A 23330-nucleotide genomic window follows, 5' to 3' on the forward strand; every position below is an offset into this window, starting at 1 on the left:
AGCCAGCAAAGGAGATCCACACCATGGCTGAAGTACTCGTGCTCGTCGACCACGTCGAGGGCAAGGTCCGCAAGACCACAGCCGAGCTGCTGACGATCGCCCGCCGTCTCGGTGAGCCCTCCGCGGTCTTCGTCGGCGCCGGCTTCGACGCCGCGAAGGAGTCCCTCGCCCGCTTCGGCGCCGAGAAGGTCTACCGCGTCGAGTCGCCCGAGGTGCTCGAGCACCTCGTCGTCCCGCAGGCCGAGCTGCTCGCGCAGCTCGTCGCGGAGAAGTCCCCGGCCGCCGTGCTGGTGCCGGCGTCGCCGGAGGGCAAGGAGGTCGCCGCCCGCCTCGCCGTCAAGACGGAGTCGGGCCTGATCACCGACGCCGTCGACGTGCAGGCTGCCGACGGTGGCGTGGCCACGACGCAGTCGGTCTTCGCCGGCTCCTACACGGTTGCGGCGACGGTCACGAAGGGCACGCCGATCATCGCGGTGAAGCCGAACTCGGCGACGCCGGAGGAGGCGGCCGGTGCGGCCGCCGACGAGGTCGTCGACTTCACCCCGTCCGATGCCGCCAAGGGCGCGCGCATCACCGAGTCCAAGCCGAAGCAGGCCACCGGGCGTCCCGAGCTCACCGAGGCGGCCATCGTCGTCTCCGGTGGCCGCGGCACCGGTGGTGACTTCTCCAAGGTCGAGGACTTCGCCGACAGCCTCGGTGCCGCGGTCGGTGCGAGCCGTGCGGCCGTCGACGCCGGGTGGTACCCGCACACGAGCCAGGTCGGCCAGACCGGCAAGCAGGTCAGCCCGCAGCTCTACGTCGCGTGCGGCATCTCCGGTGCCATCCAGCACCGGGCCGGCATGCAGACCTCGAAGACGATCGTGGCCGTCAACAAGGACAACGAGGCCCCGATCTTCGAGCTCGTCGACTTCGGCGTCGTGGGCGACCTCTTCACCGTGCTGCCCCAGGCCACCGAGGCCATCAAGGCCTCCAAGGACTGAACCCTTCCTCACTCTTCCGCAGCACCGTGCCCACTCGACCGACCGGTCGGGTGGGCACGGTGCTGTCAAGGGGTCACCAACCAGTCGAGGGGGCCTGGCCGCGGCCGTGCTCAGGCGGCCTCGGGGTCGACGTCGACACGGGCGAGGCGAGCCCAGCTCTCGAGGCGCTCGCTGTTGAGGGCGTATGCCGCCCTCCCGGTGCCGAGCGTCCACCAGGCGCCCCGCAGGGCCTCCGACGGCAGCCGCACGGGCCGCCCGTCGTCGCGGCTCCACTCGAGGCGGCCGCCGGATGACACACGGCGGACGTCGATGCGCCGGACCGTGGTCGACGCGAGCGTGTTGTGCACCCGCAGGCTCGTCGTGCCGAGGTCGATCCGGGCCGACCACGCTCGCCAGCCGAGGGCGACCGCGACAGCCAGGCACACGGCATACGCGACGGGTGCGGGGATGCCGGGCAGGAGGCGCAGGACGAGGCGCGCGACGAAGAAGCCGAGGACGGGGCAGGCCAGCGCCGAGACGGCGCGGTGGGCGGCCGGGGCACGCAGACGGCTGCCCCCGGTGCCACCACTTTGCAGGTGCGCGTCACCCATGGGGCCGATCCTAGGTCGATCGGCCCCAGGGGTGACGTCTCTCGGTTCGGACGCGGGTCGGACGCGTGCCCGTCGCGTGTGCGACCCGAGCGGTCAGCGGACGGCTGCGGCGGCGGCCACGACGTCGACGAGGCCGTGGCCCTTGTCGAAGGACGTCGTGCCGTTGCCGGTGGGGTCGGCCACGTACGCCGAGCCGTCGGAGTACTTGTAGGCCGTCGACTTGATCGCCGCCTCGACCTGAGCCGGGGTCGCGTTCGGGTTGGCCTGGAAGAGCTGCGCGACGATGCCGGAGATGTGCGGGGTGGCCATCGAGGTGCCGCTGATCGTGTTGTAGTCGCCGCCCTCGCGGGGGTCGCCACCGGTCGAGCAGATCGGCAGGTAGACGCGGCAGGACGACGTGATGTCCTCACCGGGGGCCGAGATGTCGGGGTAGCTGCCGAACTGGCCCTGCTTGCCGCGCGAGCTGAAGTCGCTCACGGTGCCGTTGCGGGTTCCGGTGTTCTGGTCGAAGTAGGACGCGACCGAGATGATGCCGCCGGTGGGGTCCTGGCCGGGCGGGTTGGAGAGGTTGGCTGAGCCGTCGCCACCGTCGTTGCCGTTGGCCCAGACCGTGACGACGCCCTCCTTGACGAGCGCGCGCTGGAGCTTGACCGTGGCGGAGTTCGGGTCGAACTCGCCGCCGCCCGAGGGGCCGTAGGAGTTGCTCGTGACCTTGATCGGCGGGCAGGTGCTGGCCGGCACGCCGGCGCCGCACGGGGCGGCGTGGTTCTCGAGCACCCAGTTGAGGGCCGAGTCGGCTCCGACGATGAGCAGGACGGCGCCGGTGCCGAGGCTGACGATGCTGGCGCCGGGGGCGGCGCCGTGCATCCTCGTGCCGTCGGAGAGCGTCACGTCGCGGCCCGCGACGATGCCCGAGACGTGCATGCCGTGGCCGCCCGCGGCGAGCAGGTCGGTGTCGAGGCTGCCGGCGTCGACGGGCTGGCAGGGGAGCACCTCGAGCGGGTCGCAGACCATCTTGAGGTTCTTGACGACGGCCGACGTGCCGTTCGCGTTCTGGAGGAACGGGTGGGTCGGGTCGACGCCCGAGTCGATGACGGCGACGCTGACGCCGGAACCGTCGAGGGCCTTGCCGTTGGCGCCGGTCAGGGTCGCACGGGCCTCGGAGCCGCGCGTGGCCGTGTTGGAGGTCGAGAGGAACATGTCGATCGGCTCGTTGCCCTCGACATAGGTGACCCCGGACTGCGAGCGCACCGCGTCGATCTGCAAGGGCAGGCCGGCGGCGACGACGACGCCGATCTTGTCGAAGGTCTCGCGCACGACGAGCCCGGACGCCGTGGCGGCCTTGCGCGCGGTGGCCACGTCGGCGGCGTGGACCATGACGGTCGTGGGGGTGGCGGCCGACAGCTTCGACCAGTTGGCCGACAGCCACGGCGAGAGGGGTGCCTTCGCCGAGGCCGAGCCGAGGAGGCCTCCGACGGCGGTGGCGGGCCCGGCCTGCGGGGCGGGCGACGCGGCCGCGACGGAGGCCGACGTCAGCGCGGCGGCGGCGGTCAGGGTGGCCGCTCCCAGACGGAGACGACGGGATGGGGTGGAGCGCATGAGTTACCTCTCTGCAGGGCCGTCCTGCTGCAGTGGAAGACGGCGATGTGCAGGGCCAACGAGGCGCGGTCGACCGAGGTTACGCCCGGGTAGCGGCCGCGACGGCCGGACGGGGCACGCTCGGGACCGTCCTAGAATCGGTGGGTGACTGCGTACCTCGACCATGCGGCGACCACGCCGATGCTGCCCGCCGCGATCTCGGCGATGACCCGGCAGCTCGGGATCGTGGGCAACGCGTCGTCGCTGCACCGCACGGGCCGGGCGGCCCGGCGTGCCGTCGAGGAGTCGCGCGAGAAGATCGCCCGCTGCCTCGGCGCGCGCCCCTCGGAGGTCGTCTTCACGTCCGGCGGCACCGAGTCCGACAACCTCGCCATCAAGGGCACCTACTGGGCCCGCCGCGACCGCGACCCGGCCCGGGTGCGCCTGCTCGTCGGTGTCACGGAGCACCACGCCGTGCTCGACTGCGTCGACTTCCTCGTCGCCCACGAGGGCGCCAAGGTCACCTGGCTCGAGTGCACGCCCGAAGGCGTCGTCGAGCCCTCGACGGTGCGCGCGGCCATCGAGGCGGACCCAGCCTCCGTGGCGCTCGTGTCGGTGATGTGGGCCAACAACGAGGTCGGCACGGTCCAGGACGTGCGCGCCATCGCCGAGGTCGCGCACGAGCACGGCGTCCCGTTCCACACCGACGCCGTCCAGGCAGCCGGTCATCTGCCCGTCGACTTCGCCGCCAGCGGGGCCGACCTCATGTCGGTGACCGCGCACAAGCTCGGCGGCCCCATCGGCGTGGGAGCGCTCGTCGTCCGGCGTGACGTGAAGCTCGTGCCGCTCAGCCACGGCGGCGGGCAGGAGCGGCAGGTCCGCTCGGGCACGCTCGACACCCCGGCGGTCGTCGGCTTCGCCACGGCGCTCGTCGAGGCGACGGCCGCCGTCGACTCCGAGTCGGCCAGGCTCGTGGCCCTGCGCGACGACCTCGTCCAGCGGGCGATGGCCCTCTCGCCCGACATCCGGGTCACCGGCGCCTGGGCCGCGGGTGACGGCACGACGCGCCTCCCCGGCAACGCGCACCTGCTCGTGCCGGGCTGCGACGGCGACTCCCTCCTCTACCTGCTCGACGCGGCGGGCGTCTCGTGCTCGACGGGCTCGGCCTGCCAGGCGGGCGTGCCGCAGCCGAGCCACGTGCTGCTCGCCATGGGGGTGCCCGAGGCGGACGCCCGTGGGGCGCTGCGCGTGACACTGGGCCACACGTCGACCCAGGCCGACGTCGACGCCTTCATCGACGCGCTGCCGGCCGCCATCGAGCGGGCCCGCCGCGCGCGGGAGGCGACCGCATCGTGAGGGCGTCGTGAGGGTCGTCGCAGCGATGAGCGGCGGCGTCGACTCGGCCGTCGCCGCCGCCCGCATGATCGACGCGGGCCACGAGGTCGTCGGCGTGCACCTCGCCCTGTCGCAGAGCGCCGCCACCCTGCGCGAGTCGGCGCGCGGGTGCTGCACCATCGAGGACGCCGGCGACGCCAGGCGGGTGGCCGACGTGCTGGGCATCCCCTTCTACGTGTGGGACATGGCGGCCCGGTTCAAGCGCGACGTCGTCGACGACTTCCGCGCCGAGTACGCCGCCGGCCGCACGCCCAACCCCTGCCTGCGGTGCAACGAGAAGATCAAGTTCGCGGCCCTGCTCGACAAGGCGGTCGCGCTGGGTTTCGACGCCGTCGCCACCGGTCACTACGCCCAGGTGGTCGAGGTGCCGGACGTCGACGGCGGCGTGCGGCGCGAGCTGCACCGGGCCGTCGACGCGGCGAAGGACCAGAGCTACGTCCTCGGCGTGCTCGACGCCGAGCAGCTCGCCCGCTCCTTCTTCCCGCTCGGTGACACCACCAAGCCGCAGATCCGGCAGGAGGCGGCCGAGCGCGGCTTCTACGTCGCGAACAAGCCCGACAGCCACGACATCTGCTTCATCGCCGACGGCGACACCCGGGGCTGGCTCGGGCGCGAGCTGGGGCAGGCGCCGGGCGACATCGTCGACACCGACGGTGCCGTCGTCGGCAGCCACGACGGTGCGTTCGCCTACACCGTCGGTCAGCGCCGCGGACTCGGGCTCTCACGACCGGCCGCCGACGGGCAGCCGCGCTACGTCGTGGAGGTGCGCCCTGACACCAACCAGGTGGTCGTGGGCACCGCCGAACTGCTCGGGGTCAACGCCCTCACCGGCGACCACGCCCGCTGGTGCGGCCCGGCGCCGGAGGGAGTCGTGGAGGTGGGTGCGCAGGTGCGCGCGCACGGTGCCGAGTACCCAGCCCGCGCGTGGGCTGATGGCGAGAACGTCGAGGTGCGGCTCGACGAGCGCATCCGCGGGGTGGCGCCCGGGCAGTCGGTCGTCCTCTACGACGGCACGCGTGTGGTGGGCTCCTCGACGATCGCCGCCGCACGCCTCGAGCGCACGTCCGTCGCCTGAGCCCGCAGCGCGGCAGGGCAGGCCGTCGCGACCCTCGGTCGGACCGGCCGGCCGTCGTCAGTCGAGCGTGCGCGTCCAGGTGAGGGTGCGCGCGGTCGGACGGAAGCCGAGCGACCGGTAGAGGCGCTGCGGGCCGGGGTAGTCGTCGTCGCCCCGCGGGCTGACCTGTGCCGACGAGCCGCCGAGCGCGCCGAGGTGGTTCAGCGCGGCGAGGGTGACGGCGCCGGCCAGGCCCCGGCCACGGTGCTCGGGCACGCACCCGACCGGCTCCACGAGACCGACCCCGGTGGCCTCGTCGAGCCAGACGACGACCGAGGCCACCATCCGGCCGTTCGCGTCGACGGCCACCCAGTCGAGGTCGTGCCGGTAGGGCCACGCCGCCATGAGCTGCCGATAGGCGGTCTCGTCGACCTTCGACGGCCCGAAGTCCGACCACGCTGCGGCGTGCACGGCGGCACGCTCGCGAGCCTCGTGCGGCTCGACGTGCCGGAACCGGTAGCCGTCCACGCGGGGCGCCGCGGCGAGGTCGCCCACCGCGACGGTGTGGTGGGTGAACCACCACGCGTCGGGTTGCGGCTCGAAACCTGCTGCGGCGAGGGCCGGTCCGGCCACGTCGTGCTCCATCACGAGGGCCGACTGCGTCTCGGCGTCGCTGACCTCCTCGAACCAGTCGACGAGCTCCTCGGCGACGTCCGGGCGGTCGGGGGCCACCTGCAGCTCCAGCCAGTCCGGTGCCTCGGCCCAGCCGAAGCCCACGACCTGGCCGCCGTCGCTCCAGACGGCGATCGCCTCGCCCTCGTCCAGCCGGTTGGGGTCGACGGGGCGGTGGTAGCGGCTCCACGCGAGCTGGCCGGGGTGGAACCTGCTGGTGGGGGACCACAGCCGCGACGCCATGGCCTGCATCGCCCGCAGGTCGTCGGGCCCCGAGAAGTCACGACGTGCGGCCGGCATCGCGCCAGCCTAGGGGTGCCCGAGGTCGTCCGTCGCCCCGGTTCCCGCACACCGCCCGCCGGCCGCGGTCCCGCCCCTGCGTCGGGCCGCAGCGTGCTGCCCATAGGCTGGCGCGGTGACCCTGGCAACCGGTATCGGATCCTGGCCCGGCACGTCCGTGCGCGACGCCCTCGCACAGGTGGGCGAGATCCTCGACGGTCACCTGCCGTACCTGCCCGAGCTGCCCGCCCGCGGGCCCGGCGCCGACATGGTTGGGCGCACGGCCGGCCTGCTCGTCGAGATGCCGGTCGACCTGCAGCCGGTCGGCTGGCGGCTCGTCGACCGCCCCGGGCGCGATGCGGCCCGAACCGCCGCGTTCCTGCGGGAGGACCTCGACCAGCTCGCCGAGGCCTTCGACGGGCACGCGGGTCGACTCAAGCTCCAGGTCGTGGGGCCGTGGACGCTCGCCGCGAACGTGTGGCTCGGCCGCGGCGAGCGGATGGTCGTCGACGAGGGCGCGAGCCGCGACCTCGTCGAGTCGCTCGCGGAGGGCGTCCGCCTCCACGTCGGCGCCGTCCGGCGGCTCGTCCCGGGCGCCGAGATCGTGCTGCAGGTCGACGAGCCGTCGCTGCCCACCGTGCTCGCCGGCCGCCTGCCGACCTCCTCGGGCTTCGGCCGCCTGCCGAGCCTCGACCCGCAGGTCGCTGCAGCCGGGATCAGGACCGTGCTCGCCGCGCACGACGGCGAGACCGTGCTGCACTGCTGCGCCGCCGACCCGCCCCTGGCGCTGCTGCGCTCGACCGGCCCGTCGGCCCTGTCGGTCGACACCTCGCTCCTGCGGCCGCGCGGGTGGGAGGGCGTCGCCGTCGCGGTCGAGGACGGCATACGGCTGCACGCGGGAGCGATCCCGACGGACGGCAGCCTGACCCGGCCCCAGGCGGTCGCCGAGCGCTTCGTCGACGCCTGGCGCCGCATCGGTATGCCGTCCGCCTCGCTGGCCGACGTCGTCGTGACGCCGGCGTGCGGCCTGGCCGCTGCCACCCCCGAGCTGGCCCGCACCATCCAGCGTGCAGCCGTCGAGACCGCGCGCGAGCTGGACGAGCGCAGCGTCGTCTGACCAGCGGGCCGCCCACGCACGGCGAAGGCCGGTCACCCCGAGGGTGACCGGCCTTCGCCGTGCCGGGGGAGCGGGCTCAGAGCGCCGAGCCCGCCGTCCACTTGGACCAGCTGAGGTTCCAGTCGGCGTAGCCGTTGCCCATGGTCATCGGGCGGTTGGTGCCGACCGTCTCGACGACGTCACCGATGCGGGTCTGGCCGTAGAGCCACTGGCCGTTGGCGTCGCTCATGCCGGTGCAGCCGTGGCTGACGTTGCGGTGACCCTGGTCCTTGACCGACCAGGGGGCCGTGTGGAGGAACTCACCCGAGTTCGTGACGCGCATGGCGTACTTGACCGGGGTGTCCTCGTAGTAGCCGGTGTCGCCCTTCTTGAGGCCGATGGTCTCGGCGCGCATCGTGATGTTGGTGACCTTGTCCATGATCACCTTGACGCCGGAGCGGGTGATGAAGCCGGGCTGACCGCCAGTGACGGGGATGCGACGGGCGAGCTTGCCGTTGATCATGACGTCCATCTGGTGCGTCTGCAGGTTCACCTTGGCGATGACGGAGCGGCCGATCGTGAAGTCGGACGTCCGCGACTGCTCGCCCCAGCGACCGCCGCCGGCGGAGACGCCGTTGAGCTTCGCCTCGACGTGGACCTTGGTGCCGGGCTTCCAGTACGTCTTGGGGCGCCAGTGGGCCTCCTTCGACGACAGCCAGTACCAGGAGCCGGCCTGCGCAGGCGTCGACGTGACGACCATGTGCTTCTCGAAGTTCGCCTTGTCCTTGACCGGCAGGTCGAAGCGCATGACGACCGGCATGCCGATGCCGACCGTGCCGCCGTCGCGGGGGGAGACCGAGGTGTAGACCTGGTCGTCGAGCGTGAGGTTCGCGGTGCGGAACGAGCGGGTCGTCTCGTCGGTGCGGCCGTCGGAGTCCTCGGCCTCGAGGGCCAGGGTGTACTTGACGCCGGGCTCGAGCAGGTCGCCGGCCGTCCACGTGCCGTCCTTGAGCGTGCCGTCGACGGTGACCTTGTTGCCCTTCTTGCTCACGTAGGACAGCGAGGCCGTCTTGAGGGTGCCCTTCTCGGCGGAGGCGGTCACCCGCGTGTCCACGGCGACGTCGTCGGCGTCGGCCGCCGGGGTCGTCGTGTAGGCGACCGGGTCGGTGGTGGGCGTCGGGGTGGACGTCTCGGAGCTGTCGGGCCCGGCGGACGCCGACGAGCTCGCCGGCTTGCCGTTGTCGGCCGTGGCGGAGGCGTTGCAGGCGGTCACGCCCAGCATGGCCAGGATGGCCATCCCCGAGACTGTGGCGGTACGGATGCTCGACTTCACGCTCAATAAACCCTTCACGGACGCGACGCCGGGCGTCCCACGGCGGGACGGGGTGCGGCGCGTCGATAGACCCTGCTCCAGTGTCACCGATGGCGACCTGATACTCCAAAACGTACGGCGAGTCCAAACTGCGCGTGTCGCAGGCCGTCCGCGGGCACCCGAGCCTACCCGCCGGTATGCCGTTCGGGGCTGTTCCCGGGCACTTCCCGGGGCCTTCTCGGGGCTTTCTCGAGTGCCTCCCAGACGCGCCCACGGCCTCAGGAGGCGTCGGCCGGGCGCACCTCACGGCGCAGGATCTTGCCGGTCGGCCCCTTGGGCAGCTCGTCGAGCGTCCACAGGCGGCGGGGGTACTTGTACGCCGCGAGCCGCTCCTTGACGTAGGCCTGGACGTCGTCGAGCGTCGCGCTCGAACCCGGCCGGAAGACGACGGCCGCGCCGACCTCCTCGCCCATGAGGTCGTCAGGCACCCCGACCACGGCCGCCTCGAGGACGTCGGGGTGCGTGTAGAGCACCTCCTCGACCTCGCGGGGGTACACGTTGAGCCCGCCGCGGATGATCATGTCCTTCTTGCGGTCGACGATCGTGAAGTAGCCCTCGTCGTCGACTGTGGCGAGGTCGCCGGAGCGGAACCAGCCGTCGGGGATGGCCTCCTTCGTGGCCTCGGGGCGGTTCCAGTAGCCCTTCATGATGTTCTCGCCGCGGATCGCGATCTCGCCGATCTCGCCGGGCGGGGTGTCGTTGCCCTCGAGGTCGACGAGCTTCATCTCGCACCCCGGGATCGCGCGGCCGATCGTGCCCGGCTTCGTCGGCTTGTCGGGCATGTTGAACGAGGCGACGGGAGACGTCTCGGACAGGCCGTAGCCCTCGAGGATCTGGCAGCCGAACTTCGCCTCGAAGGCCTTCATGACCGCTTCGGGCATGGCCGAGCCGCCGGAGGCGCAGGTGCGCAGGCTGCTCGTGTCGGCCTGGTCGGCGTTCGGGTGGTTGAGGATCGCGGCGTACATGGTCGGGACGCCTTGGAAGATCGTCACGTGGTCGCGCCCGAGCACCTCGATGGCCTTGGCGGGGTCGAAGCGGGGGATGAGCGTCAGGGTCGCGCCGCGCTGCACCGACGTGTTGAGGCCGCACGTCAGGCCGAAGACGTGGAAGAGGGGCAGGCAGCCCATGATCACGTCGTCCTCGGTGATCTGCATGATGTCGGTCGCCGAGCGCTCGGCGTTGCGGTGCAGGTTGAAGTGAGTGAGCTCGGCGCCCTTCGGCTTGCCGGTGGTCCCGCTCGTGTAGAGGATCACCGCGGTGTCGTCGTCGGCGCGGTCGACCGGCTCGGTCACGGGGGCGGCCGCCGTCTCGGACGTGTCGAACTGGCCGTCGGCCGGGCCCATCGGACCGCACACGACGAGGCGCGTGCCGGTCTCGGCGGCGGCCTTGCCGGCCTCCTCGGCGAAGTCGGGCCAGACGAAGCTGAACCGGGCGCCGCTGTCCTCGTAGAAGTACTGGATCTCGCCGGACTTGAGCAGTGGGTTCATCGGCACCACGACCCCGCCGGCCAGCAGCGTGCCGTAGAAGGTGACCGGGTAGGCGGGCACGTTCGGCAGGATGAGCGAGACACGGTCGCCGGGCTCGAGCCCCGCCGCGCGCAGCTGTCCCGCGACGGCCGCTGCGGCCCGGTGCAGGGCCGACCAGCTGACCTCGGCCTGGTCGAGCTTGATCCCGACCTTGTCGGGAACGCGCCCTGCCGTGGCGACGAGGTTGGCGGCGAGGTTGGTCATCTCTGCTCCTTCGCAGGGGGTGGGGCGCTGGGCTCGGGTTCATTGTTACTGCTGGGTCGCCCGGTGAACAGACCTGGCGCGCGACGTGCCGAGGCTCACGGCCCGGTGTCGTCGGGGGTGGCTGGCAGGATGGTCGCGTGAGCGAGACCAGCGGCCCAACGCCCGTCACCGACGACGTCCCGACCGAGGTCCACCAGGAGTGGGCCGACCTCGCCGAGCAGGCCGCTGCGGCCCAGTTCGCCTATCACGTCAAGGATTCGCCGACGATCAGCGATGGGGAGTACGACCAGATCATCCGGCGCCTCAACGAGATCGAGGAGTCACACCCCTCGCTGCGCACGCCGGAGAGCCCGACGCAGAACGTCGGTGGAGCGGCCTTCGCGACAGGCTTCGAGACGGTCGACCACGTCGAGCGCATGCTGAGCCTCGACAACGCGTTCTCCTTCCAGGAGCTGCAGACCTGGGCCGAGCGGGTCGAGCGCGAGGTCGGGGCGGGGGCGCACTTCCTCACCGAGCTGAAGATCGACGGCCTCGCGATCAACCTGCTCTACGAGAAGGGCCGACTGGTCCGCGCGCTCACGCGCGGCGACGGGCGCACCGGTGAGGACGTCACCAACAACGTCCGCACCATCGACGGCATCCCCGAGCGGCTCTCGGGCGACGACGTGCCCGAGCTCGTCGAGATCCGCGGCGAGGTGTTCTTCCCCACGGCGGCGTTCGCCGACCTCAACGCCGGGCTCGTCGAGGCGGGCAAGGCGCCGTTCGCCAACCCGCGCAACGCGGCAGCGGGATCCCTGCGGCAGAAGGACCCCAAGGTCACCGCCAGCCGCCGCCTGCGCATGCTCGTGCACGGCATCGGCGCCCGTCGCGGCTTCGACATCGAGCGGCAGAGCGAGGCGTACGACCGCCTCCGCGGCTGGGGGCTGCCCACCTCCGACGAGGTACGCGTGCTCGACGACATCGCTGCCGTCGAGAAGTTCGTCACCTACCACGGTGAGCACCGGCACGACCGGGCGCACGAGATCGACGGCATCGTCGTCAAGGTCGACGAGGTGCCCCTGCAGCGGCAGCTCGGCGCGACGTCGCGGGCGCCGCGCTGGGCCATCGCGTTCAAGTACCCACCCGAGGAGGTCAACACCAAGCTCCTCGACATCCGCGTCAACGTCGGCCGCACCGGCCGGGTCACGCCCTACGGCGTCATGCAGCCCGTCGTCGTGGCGGGGTCCACGGTGGAGCAGGCGACCCTGCACAACGCGTACGAGGTCGAGCGCAAGGGCGTGCTCATCGGCGACACCGTGGTGCTGCGCAAGGCGGGCGATGTCATCCCCGAGATCGTGGGGCCGGTCGTCGACCTGCGCGACGGCAGCGAGCGGGCGTTCGTCATGCCGACCGAGTGCCCCGCCTGTGGCACGACCCTCGCCCCGGAGAAGGAGGGCGACAAGGACATCCGCTGCCCCAACACCCGCTCGTGCCCGAGCCAGCTGCGCGAGCGGGTCTTCGCCCTCGCCTCCCGCAGCGGGCTCGACATCGAGGCCCTCGGCTGGGAGGGGTCCAGCGCCCTGCTCGACTCCGGCATCATCACCGACGAGGGCGACCTCTTCACGCCGGCCGATGACAGCCCCCACGCGGGCGAGTACGGCATCACGCGCGAGAAGCTCGCGCAGGTCCCGCTCTACACGCGCGCCGCGAAGAAGAGTGATCCCGACGACCGCGTCGTCGACGGGCGGGTCCTGTCCGCCGGCGGCGAGAAGCTGCTGGCCGAGCTCGAGAAGGCGAAGTCGCAGCCGCTCTGGCGGGTGCTCGTCGCCCTGTCGATCCGGCACGTCGGCCCCACCGCGGCCCGCGCGCTCGCGACCCACTTCGGGTCCCTGGACGCGATCCGGGCCGCCTCGACGGACGAGCTCGCCCAGGCCGAGGGCGTCGGCGGTGTCATCGCCGAGGCCGTCACCGCCTGGTTCCAGGTCGACTGGCACCGCGAGATCGTGCGCAAGTGGGCCGACGCCGGCGTGCGGATGGCCGACGAGGTCGACACCTCCGTCGAGCGCACCCTCGAGGGGCGCACGGTCGTCGTCACCGGGTCGCTGGAGGGCTTCTCGCGCGACGAGACCAAGGAGGCGATCATCAGCCGCGGCGGCAAGGCCTCCGGCTCCGTGTCGAAGAAGACCGACTTCGTCGTCATCGGCGCGAACGCCGGTTCCAAGGCGGCCAAGGCCGAGGAGCTGGGGCTCACCATCCTCGACGAGGACGGCTTTCGCCGGCTCCTCGAGACCGGCTCGCCCGACTGATCGGAGCCGTCCCCGCCGTGCGGGGGCCGGGACGGCCCCGGCGGCACGGCCGGCTGTGTGGGGCCGGGCGCGTCGGTGGCTCGGCGACCCGCGAGGGGTGCGCGCGCTCTCATGTGTGCCCGCACCACAGATCCAGCGCAGGTGTGTGGGTACCCACCGTCACTTTGGGAGGTGGTCCTCCTAGGCTTGCCCGAAGTTTCCGGTTCCGTGCCACGGAGCCTGACCACCGGAAGATGCCGCCGACCGACCGGTCGGCTCGCAGCGAGCGCGACGCACGAGGAGGTGCAGATCTTGACGGGTACCCCGTTGCTCGAGACCAGGGCCCTGACGAAGGAGTTCCGGGGCTTCCGGGCCGTCTCGGACGTCGACCTCACGGTGGCGCAGGGCACTGTTCACGCCCTCGTCGGCCCCAACGGTGCGGGCAAGACCACGCTGTTCAACCTGCTGACCGGCTTCCTCACCCCGACCTCCGGAACCGTCACCTTCGACGGGCAGGACATCACCGGCCGGGCGCCGGAGCAGATCGCCCCTCTCGGCATCGCCCGCTCGTTCCAGATCACGAGCCTGTTCGAGGCGATGACCCTGCGTGAGCACCTCGAGCTCGCCCTCGCCAGCCCCACCGGCATGGGCAAGCAGTGGTGGCGCTCGGTCACCCGCATGGCGACGTTCAAGGACCGGGCCATGGACCTGCTCGAGCAGGTCGGTCTCGCCGACCGCGCGGGCGCGCCGGCCTCGTCGCTCGCGTACGGGCAGAAGCGCGCGCTCGAGCTCGCCATCGCGATGGCCCTCGACCCGAAGCTGCTCCTCCTCGACGAGCCGACGGCCGGCATGGGCATCGAGGACGTCGACCGAACCATCGCCCTCGTCAAGCAGCTGTCGGCCGGGCGCACCGTCGTCTTCGTCGACCACAACATGCACGTCGTCGGCTCGCTCGCCGACCAGGTGACCGTGCTCCAGTCCGGACAGATCCTCGCCGAGGGTCCCTACGAGCAGGTGCGCGCCGACGAGCGCGTCATCACGGCCTACCTCGGAGCCACCCATGAGTGACGAGACCACCACCACCGAGCGCACCGGCGCGGCTGCCGAGACCCCTGCAGCGCAAGGCTCCTCCCGCATGCTGGAGGTCACCGGGCTGTCCGCCTGGTACGGCGAGGCGCGTGTGCTCACCGACGTGGCGATCGACGTCGCCCCCGGCGAGGTCGTCACTCTCGTCGGTCGCAACGGTGCCGGCAAGACGACCCTCCTGCGGTCGGTCATGGGCCTGCACCGCCAGATCGAGGGCACGATCAGCCTCGACGGCACCGACCTCACGCGGAGGTCGGCCGACGCCCGCGCGCGTGCCGGCATCGGCTGGGTGCCCGACGACCGCGGCATCTACGCCAGCCTCACCGTCGCCGAGAACCTCCTGCTGCCGCCCGTCGTCCACGCCGACGCGTGGCCGCTCGAGCGCGTCTACGAGTTCTTCCCGGTGCTCCACGAACGACGCGACTTCCCCGGCACGAAGCTGTCGGGTGGCGAGCAGCAGATGCTCGCCATGGCCAGGGTCCTGCGGATGGGTTCGCGCCTGCTGCTGCTCGACGAGCCGAGCGAGGGCCTGGCCCCCGTCATCGTCCAGCGCATCGGCGAGATCATCCGCGAGATCAAGGGCCAGGGGGTCGGCGTGCTCCTCGTCGAGCAGAACGTCAAGTTCGCCTCGACGGTCGCCGACCGGCACTACCTGCTGGCGCAGGGGAAGGTCGTCGAGCACCTCGGCAACGACGACTTCCGGGCTCGCGAGAGCGAGCTGCTCACCTATCTCGGGATGTAGCCGCCCGGTCGGCCCGTCCGCGGGTCGCACCGGCCGGACCACCAGCACCTCACCGCACCACGTCACCGCACCACCTCACATCTCGTCACACCCCAGGAGGGGACATGCGTAGCAGGACAGTCCAGGGCACCGTCGCCATCGCGGCGACCGCCTCCCTCGCGCTCGCCGCGTGCGGCAGCGGCGCCGGCGGCCCGCAGTCGGGCGGCTCGGGCAAGCTCACCGACGACAAGATCGTCATCGGCCTGCTCAACGACCAGTCGGGCGTCTACAAGGACCTCTCCGGCCCCAACTCGAAGACGGCCATCGAGCTCGCCATCGCCGACTACAAGGCGAAGTACGGCGACAAGGCCGTCGCCAAGACCATCGAGATCGTCACGGCCGACCACCAGAACAAGGCCGACGTCGCCAACTCCAAGGCGCAGGAGATGTACGACCGCCAGAAGGCCGACATCATCCTCGACGTGCCGAACTCGGCGGCCGCGCTCGCCGTCGCGACCCAGGCCGCCAACAAGAAGAAGCTCTACATCAACATCGGCGCCGGCACGACCAAGCTCACCGGCGAGAGCTGCAACAAGTACACGTTCCACTGGGCCTACAACACCGCGATGCTCGCCCGCGGCACCGCCGGCACCATCACCAAGGAGGGCGGGACGAGCTGGAACATCGTCTACCCCGACTACGCCTTCGGCCAGGACATGAACAAGTCCTTCACGAAGGAGGTCACGGCCGCCGGCGGATCGGTGGGCCAGTCGATCGCGTCGCCGTTCCCGAGCGACAACTTCGCCACGTTCATCACCAAGGCCGGTGAGGGCAGCCCCAAGGTCATCGGCTCGATGCACGCCGGTGGCGACCTCATCAACTTCGTCAAGCAGTTCAACCAGAGCTCGCTCAAGGGCAAGGCGCAGCTCGCCGTCGGCCTGATGTTCATCACCGACATCCACTCGCTCGGTGTCGACCAGTTCGCCGGCACCCAGTTCACCGACGCGTGGTACTGGAACTTCGACGACCAGAACAAGAAGTGGGCGGACCGCTTCAAGGAGAAGACGAACACCCGTCCGTCGTTCGCCCACGCTGCCAACTACTCGGCCGCGATGAACTACCTCGAGGCCGTCCAGGAGGCCGGCACCGACGACGCCGACGCCGTCGTGGGCAAGCTCGAGGGCAAGAAGATCAACGACGTGTTCCTCCGCAACGGTGAGGTCCGCAAGGCCGACCACGCCGTCACGCACGACGTCTACCTCGCCAAGGTCAAGAGCTCCGCACCCGAGGAGTGGGACTACGAGGACATCGTCAAGACGATCCCCGCCGCCGAGGCGTACGGCGAGGCGAACCCCGCCTGCAAGATGGGCTGACCCGAGGCCGTATGCCGTCCGGCCGCGTCCCACGAGGCCGCACCGGACGGCATACGGCAGGGTCCGTCCCAGCCCGATCGACCGCGAGCGAGCGAGAGACATGAGCGCATTCCTCCAGTACACCCTCCAGGGTCTGGCCGCCGGCGGCTTCTACGCGCTGTCCGCGCTGGGCCTGGCCGTCATCTTCGGCGTCCTCGGGGTCGTCAACTTCTCCCACGGCGCCTGCTACATGCTCGGCGCCGTCATCTCCGCGGTGCTGCTCGCCGAGCTGCACGTCGGCTTCTGGGTCGCGCTCGTCGTCGTGCCGATCCTCATGTTCGGGTTCGGGGTGCTGATGGAGCGGCTGCTCGTGCGCTGGCTCCTCGCCCTCGACCCGCTCTACAACTTCCTGCTCACCTTCGGCCTGACCCTGATCCTCGTCGAGGCGGTCAAGCAGAAGTACGGCGTCTCGGGCCTGCCCTACGAGGTGCCGGCCGGGCTGGGTGGGCAGGTCAGCGTCGGCAGCGTCAACCTCTCGGTCTACGCGATCTTCGCGTGCCTCTTCTCCGTCGTCGTCTGCGTGGCCGTCGGGCTGCTGCTGACGAAGACGCGCATCGGCATGATCGTGCGGGCGTCGACGGAGGCGCCCGAGCGCACCCGCGCGCTCGGCATCAACGTGGGCCGCTGGGTCACCCCGGTCTTCGGCTTCGGCATCGCGCTCGCCGGGCTCGCCGGCGTGCTGGCCGCGCCCACCCGGGCCATCACGGCCGAGATGGGCAGCAACTTCATCATCATCCTGTTCGCGGTCGTCGTCATCGGCGGCCTCGGCAGCATCCTCGGTGCGGTGGTCGCAGGGTTCCTCGTCGGACTCGTCGAGGCCTACGGCATCGCCTACGCCCCCACGTACGCCCAGATCGTCATCTTCGTGCTGATGGCGCTCGTGGTCCTCGTCCGGCCCTCCGGGCTCTTCGGACGGGAGGAGGTCGCATGAGCGAGCAGATGACCGCCAAGGTCGACGTCGACCTGGCCCAGCCCTCGATCCTGTCGCGTCGCAACCCGCTGCGCTACCTCATGCTGCTCGGTGGCCTCGCGGTCCTCGTGCTGCTGCCGTACTGGATCTACCCACCCGTCGCGATGGACATCCTCTGCTGGGGGCTCTTCGCGATCAGCGTCGACCTGCTGCTCGGGTTCACCGGGCTGCTGAGCTTCGGGCACGCGGCGTTCTGGGGCGGGTCGGCCTACTGCACCGGTCTCATCGCCACGCACTGGGGCGTCCCGTTCCCGGTCGCGGTCCTCGGCGGCGCCGTGTTCGCGATGCTCATCGCGTGGCCCATCGGCTACCTCTCGGTGCGCCGCACGGGCATCTACTTCGCGATGGTGACGCTGGCGTTCGCGCAGATGCTCTACTTCATCGCCAACCAGGCCCGCGACCTCACCGGCGGCGAGAACGGCCTGCAGGGCATCCCGCGCAGCTTCTTCGGCATCGAGCTGGTGGAGGAGGACTCGTTCTACTTCTACTACGTCGGTGCCGCGATGATCCTCGTCGGCATCTTCATCGCCTGGAGGGTCGTCAACTCGCCGTTCGGCCGCGTGCTCACGGCCGTACGCGACAACCCGGCCCGCGCCCGCGCGCTCGGCTACGACGTGGAGCGGTTCAAGATCAAGGCGTTCGTCATCTCAGCCGGTCTCGCGGGGCTGGCCGGTGGGGTCTTCGCGATCAGCCACCAGTTCGCGTCGCTGCAGGAGCTGATGTGGACGACGTCGGGCAAGGTCGTGCTCGTCACCGTGCTCGGCGGCATCGGCACCCTCTGGGGCGGACTCGTCGGTGCCGGCGTCGTCGTGACGCTCGAGGACTTCCTCGCCAGCTCCGGCTTCGAGGGGATCGGCCTCATCACGGGCTCGATCTTCGTGCTCATCGTGCTGCTCTTCCGCCACGGCATCTGGGGCACCGGTCGCAACGTGCTGCGCAGGTACGTCCTCGACCGCCGCAAGCGCGCCCGAGACTGACGTCAGGTTCGAGGTGCTCTCCCGGTGGTTCACCCGGAGAGCACCTCCGACCATGTGCTCAGGGGGTCAGGAAACGGCGCGCCACGCGGCCGACGACGAGCCAGGCGACGGCGCCGAGGCCCCAGTTGACGAAGGTGTTCTTGACCAGGGCGTTCTCGCCCGTGAACTGCTTGATGCCCGCGGTCCGGCTGAAGACGCCGAGGTCGGCCCAGTCGGCAGCCTTGAGGACGCCAGCAACCAGGGCGTTGCCCGTGTTGGCCTCGAGCACGACGAGAGCCGCCCCGACCAGCAGGGCGGCGGCGGCCAGCAGGCAGACGACCCACACGATCTCGCCGAGCAGCGTGCGCAGCCGGTTGACGCCCGTCTTCGTGAGGGTGGCGGCACGGCGGGCGCCCGCTCTGAGGTCGGGGGAGCGGCGCACCCTGGCAGGGTCGGCGGCGACGGTCGACGCGGTGCTGGCGGACCCCGTCGTCGGCGACGCCTGCGACGCCTGCGCCTCCTGCGCCGCCCGGGCGGCTGCTCGGTCGGTGAACCGGGGCGTCACCGGCTGCTCGGTCACGGTGGCGTCGCCGGGGTGGTGCTCGCGCGCGGTGGTGGCGGCGCTCGGGTCAGCGCCGGGCGTGGGGTCCGCCGGGCTCGAGGAGGTGCTGCTGGCCGTGCTCGTCATCGAGGGGTTCTCCTTGGCTGTTCGTGGCTCTCGAGGCTCTCGCGGCTCAACGAGCCAGACCCCCTGCAGGACACGGCCCGGGCCGCGATTTCGTGCTCGGGAGGCGTCCGGACACCGGTTCGAGGCCGGTGTGCGTGACCCATAGACTGGCCCGCATGTCCTCCCTGTCCCGCGACGACGTAGCCCACCTGGCCGGCCTCGCCCGCATCGAGCTCTCCGACGCCGAGCTCGACCGCATGGTGGGTGAGCTCGGAGTCATCCTCGAGTCGGTGGCCAAGGTGCAGCAGGCCCCGACCGACGGTGTGGCCCCGATGTCGCACCCCATGCCGCTGACCAACGTCACCCGCCCCGACGTCGTGCGCCCGACCCTCGGTGCCGAGGCCGCACTCGCCGGCGCCCCCGAGGCCGAGCAGCAGCGCTTCTCCGTGCCGCGCATCCTCGACGAGGACTGACCCCTCACCAGCCGCCCCGCGACGCCCGCGTATGCCGCCGGGCCGAGCCCCGCGGCATACGCCCTCTCGTGGGCACCACGAAACCCCCTGCAGCAGAACCGAACACGAAGGCACTGACGTGACCGACCTGCCAACCGACCTCACCCGGGCCACTGCCTCGGCACTCGCCGACGCCCTCGCCGCCGGCACCGTCTCCTCGGTCGAGGTGACGCAGGCGCACCTCGAACGCATCGCCGCGGTCGACGGCCAGGTGCACTCCTACCTCCACGTCGACACTGAGGGTGCCATCGCGCAGGCCCGGGAGGTCGACGAGCGCCGCAGGGCCGGCGAGAGCCTCGGCGCGCTGGCGGGCGTGCCCATCGCCGTCAAGGACGTCATGACGACGAAGGGCGTGCCGACCACGTGCGGCAGCAAGATGCTCGAGGGGTGGATCCCGCCCTACGACGCGACCGTCGTCACGAAGCTGCGCGAGGCCGGCCTGCCGATGCTCGGCAAGACGAACATGGACGAGTTCGCCATGGGCAGCTCGACCGAGCACTCCGCGTACGGCCCCTCGCGCAACCCGTGGGACCTCGAGCGCATCCCCGGCGGGTCGGGCGGTGGCTCGAGCTCGGTGCTCGCCTCGTTCCAGGCGCCGCTCGCCACCGGCACCGACACCGGCGGCTCGATCCGCCAGCCCGCCGCGGTGACCGCGACCGTCGGCACCAAGCCGACCTACGGCGGCGTCTCCCGCTATGGTCTCGTCGCCCTCGCCAGCTCGCTCGACCAGGCCGGCCCGTGCGGGCGCACGGTGCTCGACACCGCACTGCTGCACGCCGTCATGGGCGGGCACGACCCCATGGACTCGACCTCGATCGACGCACCCGTGCCGCCCGTCGTCGAGGCCGCCCGCGCCGCCGACGTCAAGGGCATGCGCATCGGCGTCGTCAAGGAGCTCGGCGGCGAGGGCTACCAGCCCGGCGTCCGCGCCCGCTTCGACGAGTCCGTGGCCCTCCTCCAGGAGCTCGGGGCCGAGGTCGTCGAGGTCAGCTGCCCCAACTTCGAGTACGCCCTCGCGGCCTACTACCTCATCCTGCCGAGCGAGGCCTCGAGCAACCTCGCGAAGTTCGACGCGATGCGCTACGGCCTGCGGGTGCTCCCCGAGGGCGTCGACGACCCGAGCGCCGAGCAGGTCATGGCCGCAACCCGCGACGCCGGCTTCGGCCCCGAGGTCAAGCGCCGGATCATCCTCGGCACGTACGCCCTCAGCTCCGGCTACTACGACGCCTACTACGGCTCGGCGCAGAAGGTGCGCGCGCTCATCGCGCAGGACTTCGACAACGCGTACGGACGGGTCGACGTGCTCGTCAGCCCGACCGCGCCGACGACGGCCTTCAAGCTCGGCGACAAGCTCGAGGACCCGATGGCCATGTACCTCAACGACATCGCCACCATCCCGGCCAACCTCGCCGGGGTGCCGGGCATGTCGATCCCGTCCGGCCTCGCCGACGAGGACGGCCTGCCGGCCGGCATCCAGATCCTTGCCCCCGCGACGAAGGACGAGCGGCTCTACTCGGTGGGCGCCGCCCTCGAGGCCGCCCTCGTCGACCGCTGGGGCGGTCCGATCCTCGACCGCGCGCCCGCGCTGGGCGACGCCGCTGCTGTGAAGGGAGCCTGACATGAGCACGGCCACCGCCGACGCCGTCATGGACTACGACGAGGCCATGGCGAAGTTCGACCCCGTCATGGGTCTCGAGGTGCACGTCGAGCTGCACACCGCGACGAAGATGTTCTGCGGCTGCCCCACCGAGTTCGGCGCCGAGCCCAACTCGCAGGTCTGCCCGGTCTGCCTCGGCCTGCCCGGCGCGCTGCCCGTCGTCAACGAGAAGGCCGTCGAGTCGGCCATCCGCATCGGCCTCGCGCTCAACTGCGAGATCGCCGAGTGGTGCCGCTTCGCCCGGAAGAACTACTTCTACCCGGACATGCCGAAGAACTTCCAGACGTCGCAGTACGACGAGCCGATCGCCTACAACGGGCACCTCGACGTCGAGCTCGAGGACGGCACCGTCTACCGCGTCGAGATCGAGCGTGCCCACATGGAGGAGGACACCGGCAAGTCGCTCCACATCGGCGGTGCGACCGGCCGCATCCACGGCGCCGACCACTCGCTCGTCGACTACAACCGCGCGGGCATCCCGCTCATCGAGATCGTCACCAAGCCGATGACCGGCGCGGGGGAGCGGGCACCCGAGGTCGCGAAGGCGTACGTCTCGGCGCTGCGCGACCTGCTGCGCGCGCTCGACGTCAGCGACGTGAAGATGGAGCAGGGCTCGATGCGCTGCGACGCCAACGTGTCGCTGCGCGCCAAGGCCGGCGACCCGACGTCGCCCGAGCAGCTCGCGGTGCCGCTCGGCACCCGCACCGAGACGAAGAACGTCAACTCGCTCCGCTCGGTCGAGCGGGCCGTCCGCTACGAGATCTCGCGCCACGCCGCGATCCTCGACGGCGGCGGCTCGATCCTCCAGGAGACGCGTCACTGGCACGAGGACACCGGCATCACGACGTCGGGCCGCGTCAAGTCCGACGCCGAGGACTACCGCTACTTCCCCGAGCCCGACCTCGTTCCGGTCGCCCCGACCCGCGAGCTGGTCGAGGCGCTGCGCGGCACGCTCCCCGAGAACCCGGCCGCCCGTCGCAAGCGTCTCCAGTCCGACTGGGGCTACAGCGATCTCGAGATGCGCGACGTCGTGAACGCCGGTGCCGTCGAGCTCATCGAGCAGACGGTGGCCGCGGGTGCGAGTGCCGGTGCCGCGAAGAAGTGGTGGCTCGGTGAGCCCTCGCGTCGCGCCAACGCCGAGGCCCAGGACATCGTCACGTATGCCGCCGGGCTCGGCCTCACGCCGGCGCACATCGCCGAGCTCGACGGGCTCGTCGTGTCCGGGCGCCTCAACGACTCGATGGCGCGCCAGGTGCTCGACGGCGTGCTCGCCGGTGAGGGCACCCCGACTGCCGTGGCCGACGCGCGCGGGCTCGAGCTCGTCCAGGACGACGGCGCCCTCGAGGCCGCCGTCGACAAGGTCATCGAGGCCAACCCCGACGTCGCGGCGAAGATCCGCGACGGCAAGGTGCAGGCCGCCGGTGCGCTCATCGGCCAGGTGATGAAGGAGATGAAGGGCCAGGCCGACGCCGGCAAGGCCCGCGAGCTCATCCTCGCCAAGCTCCAGTAACCGACGTGTCGGGGGCCGCAGACTTCGGCCCCTCGACGGTTGAAGGGGTGGGTGGGGCCCAGCTAGCGCTTGCCGCCTCCGAGGAGGCCGCCCAGCAGACCACCGAGGATGTCGCCGGCTCCGCCCGACGCCCCGGCCCCACCGCCTGAACCGCCGCCGAGCACCTGGCCGAGGATGTCCTGCAGCGGGTTCGACCCGGATGAGGAGTCGCCCGTCGAGGCGCTGCCCGTCGGCGTCGCGCTGCCCGGCGCCTGCACCGGCCCGCTGCCCGCTCCCGCGCCGCCGGGGAAGAGCGGCCCGTCATCCGTGGCGCCGCCCCCGCTCGGGGCCGAGGGCGCACCGCCACCGAGCCCACCACCGAGCCCACCACCGAGCCCACCACCCTGCCCGACCTTCCCGGCCAGCCACGACAGCACGATCGGGGCGAGGATCGGCAGCAGCTTCTGGACGATGCCCCCCGAGGTCCCCCCGAGGCCGCCGAGCTGGCTGACGACCTGGTCGGTGTTGTCGCCGAAGATGTTGCCGACGATGGCACGCCCGTCCTGCTCGTCGACGTCGTCGAGACCCGTGACCGGGTCCTGGTGGTCGGAGAGCGCAGCCATCAGCGAGTCGGCTGCCGCCGGGTCGGAGGCGTTGGCGTGCAGCCCGCCGAGCAGTGCAGGCAGGGCGCTCTCGGCGGCCCTGCGCACCTCGTCGCTCCCGACTCCCAGCTGGCCGGCCAGCTGGTCGACCGGAACCTGGTCGAGGATCTCGTCGTACGAACCCATGGGTGGCCCTCCTCGTCGCGGCCCGCGCCGCTGCGGGCCCTGCCCGTCAGGCTAGCCATGCG

20 protein-coding genes are annotated in these 23330 nt (G+C 71.6%); 13 read left to right on the forward strand and 7 right to left on the reverse strand.

What is annotated here, in order from left to right:
* Positions 1-23: 23 nt before the first annotated feature.
* Entirely contained in the window at positions 24-980 is a 957-nt protein-coding gene (locus tag ACYVNR_RS07820) for an electron transfer flavoprotein subunit alpha/FixB family protein (protein WP_045188501.1), read from the forward strand.
* Between the two features lie 110 nt (positions 981-1090).
* Here ACYVNR_RS07820 and ACYVNR_RS07825 read toward each other — a convergent pair whose 3' ends face one another.
* On the reverse strand, positions 1091-1570 hold the full coding sequence (locus ACYVNR_RS07825; RefSeq protein ID WP_461047656.1) for a hypothetical protein: 480 nt from the start codon (positions 1568-1570) through the stop codon (positions 1091-1093).
* Between the two features lie 93 nt (positions 1571-1663).
* On the reverse strand, positions 1664-3169 hold the full coding sequence (locus ACYVNR_RS07830) for a S8 family peptidase (protein WP_461047657.1): 1506 nt from the start codon (positions 3167-3169) through the stop codon (positions 1664-1666).
* 144 nt (positions 3170-3313) lie between these two features.
* Between ACYVNR_RS07830 and ACYVNR_RS07835 the strand changes: the two genes are divergently transcribed.
* Complete coding sequence (locus tag ACYVNR_RS07835) at positions 3314-4504, forward strand: cysteine desulfurase family protein (RefSeq protein WP_082080723.1); 1191 nt, start codon at positions 3314-3316, stop codon at positions 4502-4504.
* 7 nt (positions 4505-4511) lie between these two features.
* Positions 4512-5618, forward strand: coding sequence for a tRNA 2-thiouridine(34) synthase MnmA (gene mnmA / locus ACYVNR_RS07840; protein ID WP_461047658.1), 1107 nt, complete (start codon positions 4512-4514; stop codon positions 5616-5618).
* A 57-nt stretch (positions 5619-5675) separates the two neighbouring features.
* On the opposite strand, the gene ACYVNR_RS07845 is transcribed toward mnmA, so the two are convergent.
* Positions 5676-6569, reverse strand: a complete 894-nt coding sequence (locus tag ACYVNR_RS07845; RefSeq protein ID WP_461047659.1) for a GNAT family N-acetyltransferase — start codon at positions 6567-6569, stop codon at positions 5676-5678.
* A 115-nt stretch (positions 6570-6684) separates the two neighbouring features.
* Here ACYVNR_RS07845 and ACYVNR_RS07850 point away from each other — a divergent pair, with 115 nt between their 5' ends.
* Complete coding sequence (locus ACYVNR_RS07850) at positions 6685-7665, forward strand: uroporphyrinogen decarboxylase/cobalamine-independent methonine synthase family protein (RefSeq protein ID WP_461047660.1); 981 nt, start codon at positions 6685-6687, stop codon at positions 7663-7665.
* A gap of 76 nt (positions 7666-7741) precedes the next feature.
* Here ACYVNR_RS07850 and ACYVNR_RS07855 read toward each other — a convergent pair whose 3' ends face one another.
* Positions 7742-8941, reverse strand: a complete 1200-nt coding sequence (locus ACYVNR_RS07855) for a L,D-transpeptidase (protein WP_461047661.1) — start codon at positions 8939-8941, stop codon at positions 7742-7744.
* 293 nt (positions 8942-9234) lie between these two features.
* Complete coding sequence (locus ACYVNR_RS07860; RefSeq protein WP_461047662.1) at positions 9235-10746, reverse strand: long-chain-fatty-acid--CoA ligase; 1512 nt, start codon at positions 10744-10746, stop codon at positions 9235-9237.
* A 137-nt stretch (positions 10747-10883) separates the two neighbouring features.
* Here ACYVNR_RS07860 and ligA point away from each other — a divergent pair, with 137 nt between their 5' ends.
* The 6 genes from ligA to ACYVNR_RS07890 all read left to right on the forward strand — a co-directional run bounded on the left by ligA (position 10884) and on the right by ACYVNR_RS07890 (position 18176).
* On the forward strand, positions 10884-13031 hold the full coding sequence (gene ligA / locus ACYVNR_RS07865) for an NAD-dependent DNA ligase LigA (RefSeq protein ID WP_461047663.1): 2148 nt from the start codon (positions 10884-10886) through the stop codon (positions 13029-13031).
* 282 nt (positions 13032-13313) lie between these two features.
* Positions 13314-14078, forward strand: coding sequence for an ABC transporter ATP-binding protein (locus tag ACYVNR_RS07870; protein WP_461047664.1), 765 nt, complete (start codon positions 13314-13316; stop codon positions 14076-14078).
* Positions 14071-14838: an ABC transporter ATP-binding protein gene (locus ACYVNR_RS07875; RefSeq protein ID WP_461047665.1), complete on the forward strand. Its 768-nt coding sequence runs from the start codon at positions 14071-14073 to the stop codon at positions 14836-14838. The genes ACYVNR_RS07870 and ACYVNR_RS07875 overlap by 8 nt, the downstream gene beginning before the upstream one ends.
* Positions 14839-14942: 104 nt before the next feature.
* On the forward strand, positions 14943-16190 hold the full coding sequence (locus ACYVNR_RS07880; protein ID WP_045188521.1) for an ABC transporter substrate-binding protein: 1248 nt from the start codon (positions 14943-14945) through the stop codon (positions 16188-16190).
* A 100-nt stretch (positions 16191-16290) separates the two neighbouring features.
* Positions 16291-17160: a branched-chain amino acid ABC transporter permease gene (locus ACYVNR_RS07885; protein WP_458798342.1), complete on the forward strand. Its 870-nt coding sequence runs from the start codon at positions 16291-16293 to the stop codon at positions 17158-17160.
* Positions 17157-18176, forward strand: coding sequence for a branched-chain amino acid ABC transporter permease (locus ACYVNR_RS07890; protein WP_458798341.1), 1020 nt, complete (start codon positions 17157-17159; stop codon positions 18174-18176). Before ACYVNR_RS07885 ends, ACYVNR_RS07890 begins: the two co-directional genes overlap by 4 nt.
* 58 nt (positions 18177-18234) lie before the next feature.
* Here the strand turns inward: ACYVNR_RS07890 and ACYVNR_RS07895 are convergent, their stop codons facing one another.
* Positions 18235-18843 carry a hypothetical protein gene (locus ACYVNR_RS07895; protein WP_461047666.1) on the reverse strand — a complete coding sequence of 203 codons (609 nt, stop codon included), beginning with the start codon at positions 18841-18843 and terminating at the stop codon, positions 18235-18237.
* A 155-nt stretch (positions 18844-18998) separates the two neighbouring features.
* Here ACYVNR_RS07895 and gatC point away from each other — a divergent pair, with 155 nt between their 5' ends.
* The 3 genes from gatC to gatB all read left to right on the forward strand — a co-directional run bounded on the left by gatC (position 18999) and on the right by gatB (position 22501).
* Positions 18999-19295, forward strand: coding sequence for an Asp-tRNA(Asn)/Glu-tRNA(Gln) amidotransferase subunit GatC (gatC, locus tag ACYVNR_RS07900; RefSeq protein WP_045188526.1), 297 nt, complete (start codon positions 18999-19001; stop codon positions 19293-19295).
* Between the two features lie 127 nt (positions 19296-19422).
* Positions 19423-20952 carry an Asp-tRNA(Asn)/Glu-tRNA(Gln) amidotransferase subunit GatA gene (gatA, locus tag ACYVNR_RS07905; protein ID WP_461048294.1) on the forward strand — a complete coding sequence of 510 codons (1530 nt, stop codon included), beginning with the start codon at positions 19423-19425 and terminating at the stop codon, positions 20950-20952.
* 1 nt (position 20953) lies between these two features.
* Positions 20954-22501 carry an Asp-tRNA(Asn)/Glu-tRNA(Gln) amidotransferase subunit GatB gene (gene gatB, locus ACYVNR_RS07910; RefSeq protein WP_461047667.1) on the forward strand — a complete coding sequence of 516 codons (1548 nt, stop codon included), beginning with the start codon at positions 20954-20956 and terminating at the stop codon, positions 22499-22501.
* A gap of 62 nt (positions 22502-22563) precedes the next feature.
* Here the strand turns inward: gatB and ACYVNR_RS07915 are convergent, their stop codons facing one another.
* A complete protein-coding gene (locus tag ACYVNR_RS07915; protein WP_461047668.1) occupies positions 22564-23268 on the reverse strand; it encodes a DUF937 domain-containing protein in 705 nt (234 codons plus the stop codon).
* Positions 23269-23330: the final 62 nt, after the last annotated feature.

It is taken from the genome of Terrabacter koreensis, from assembly GCF_054783315.1.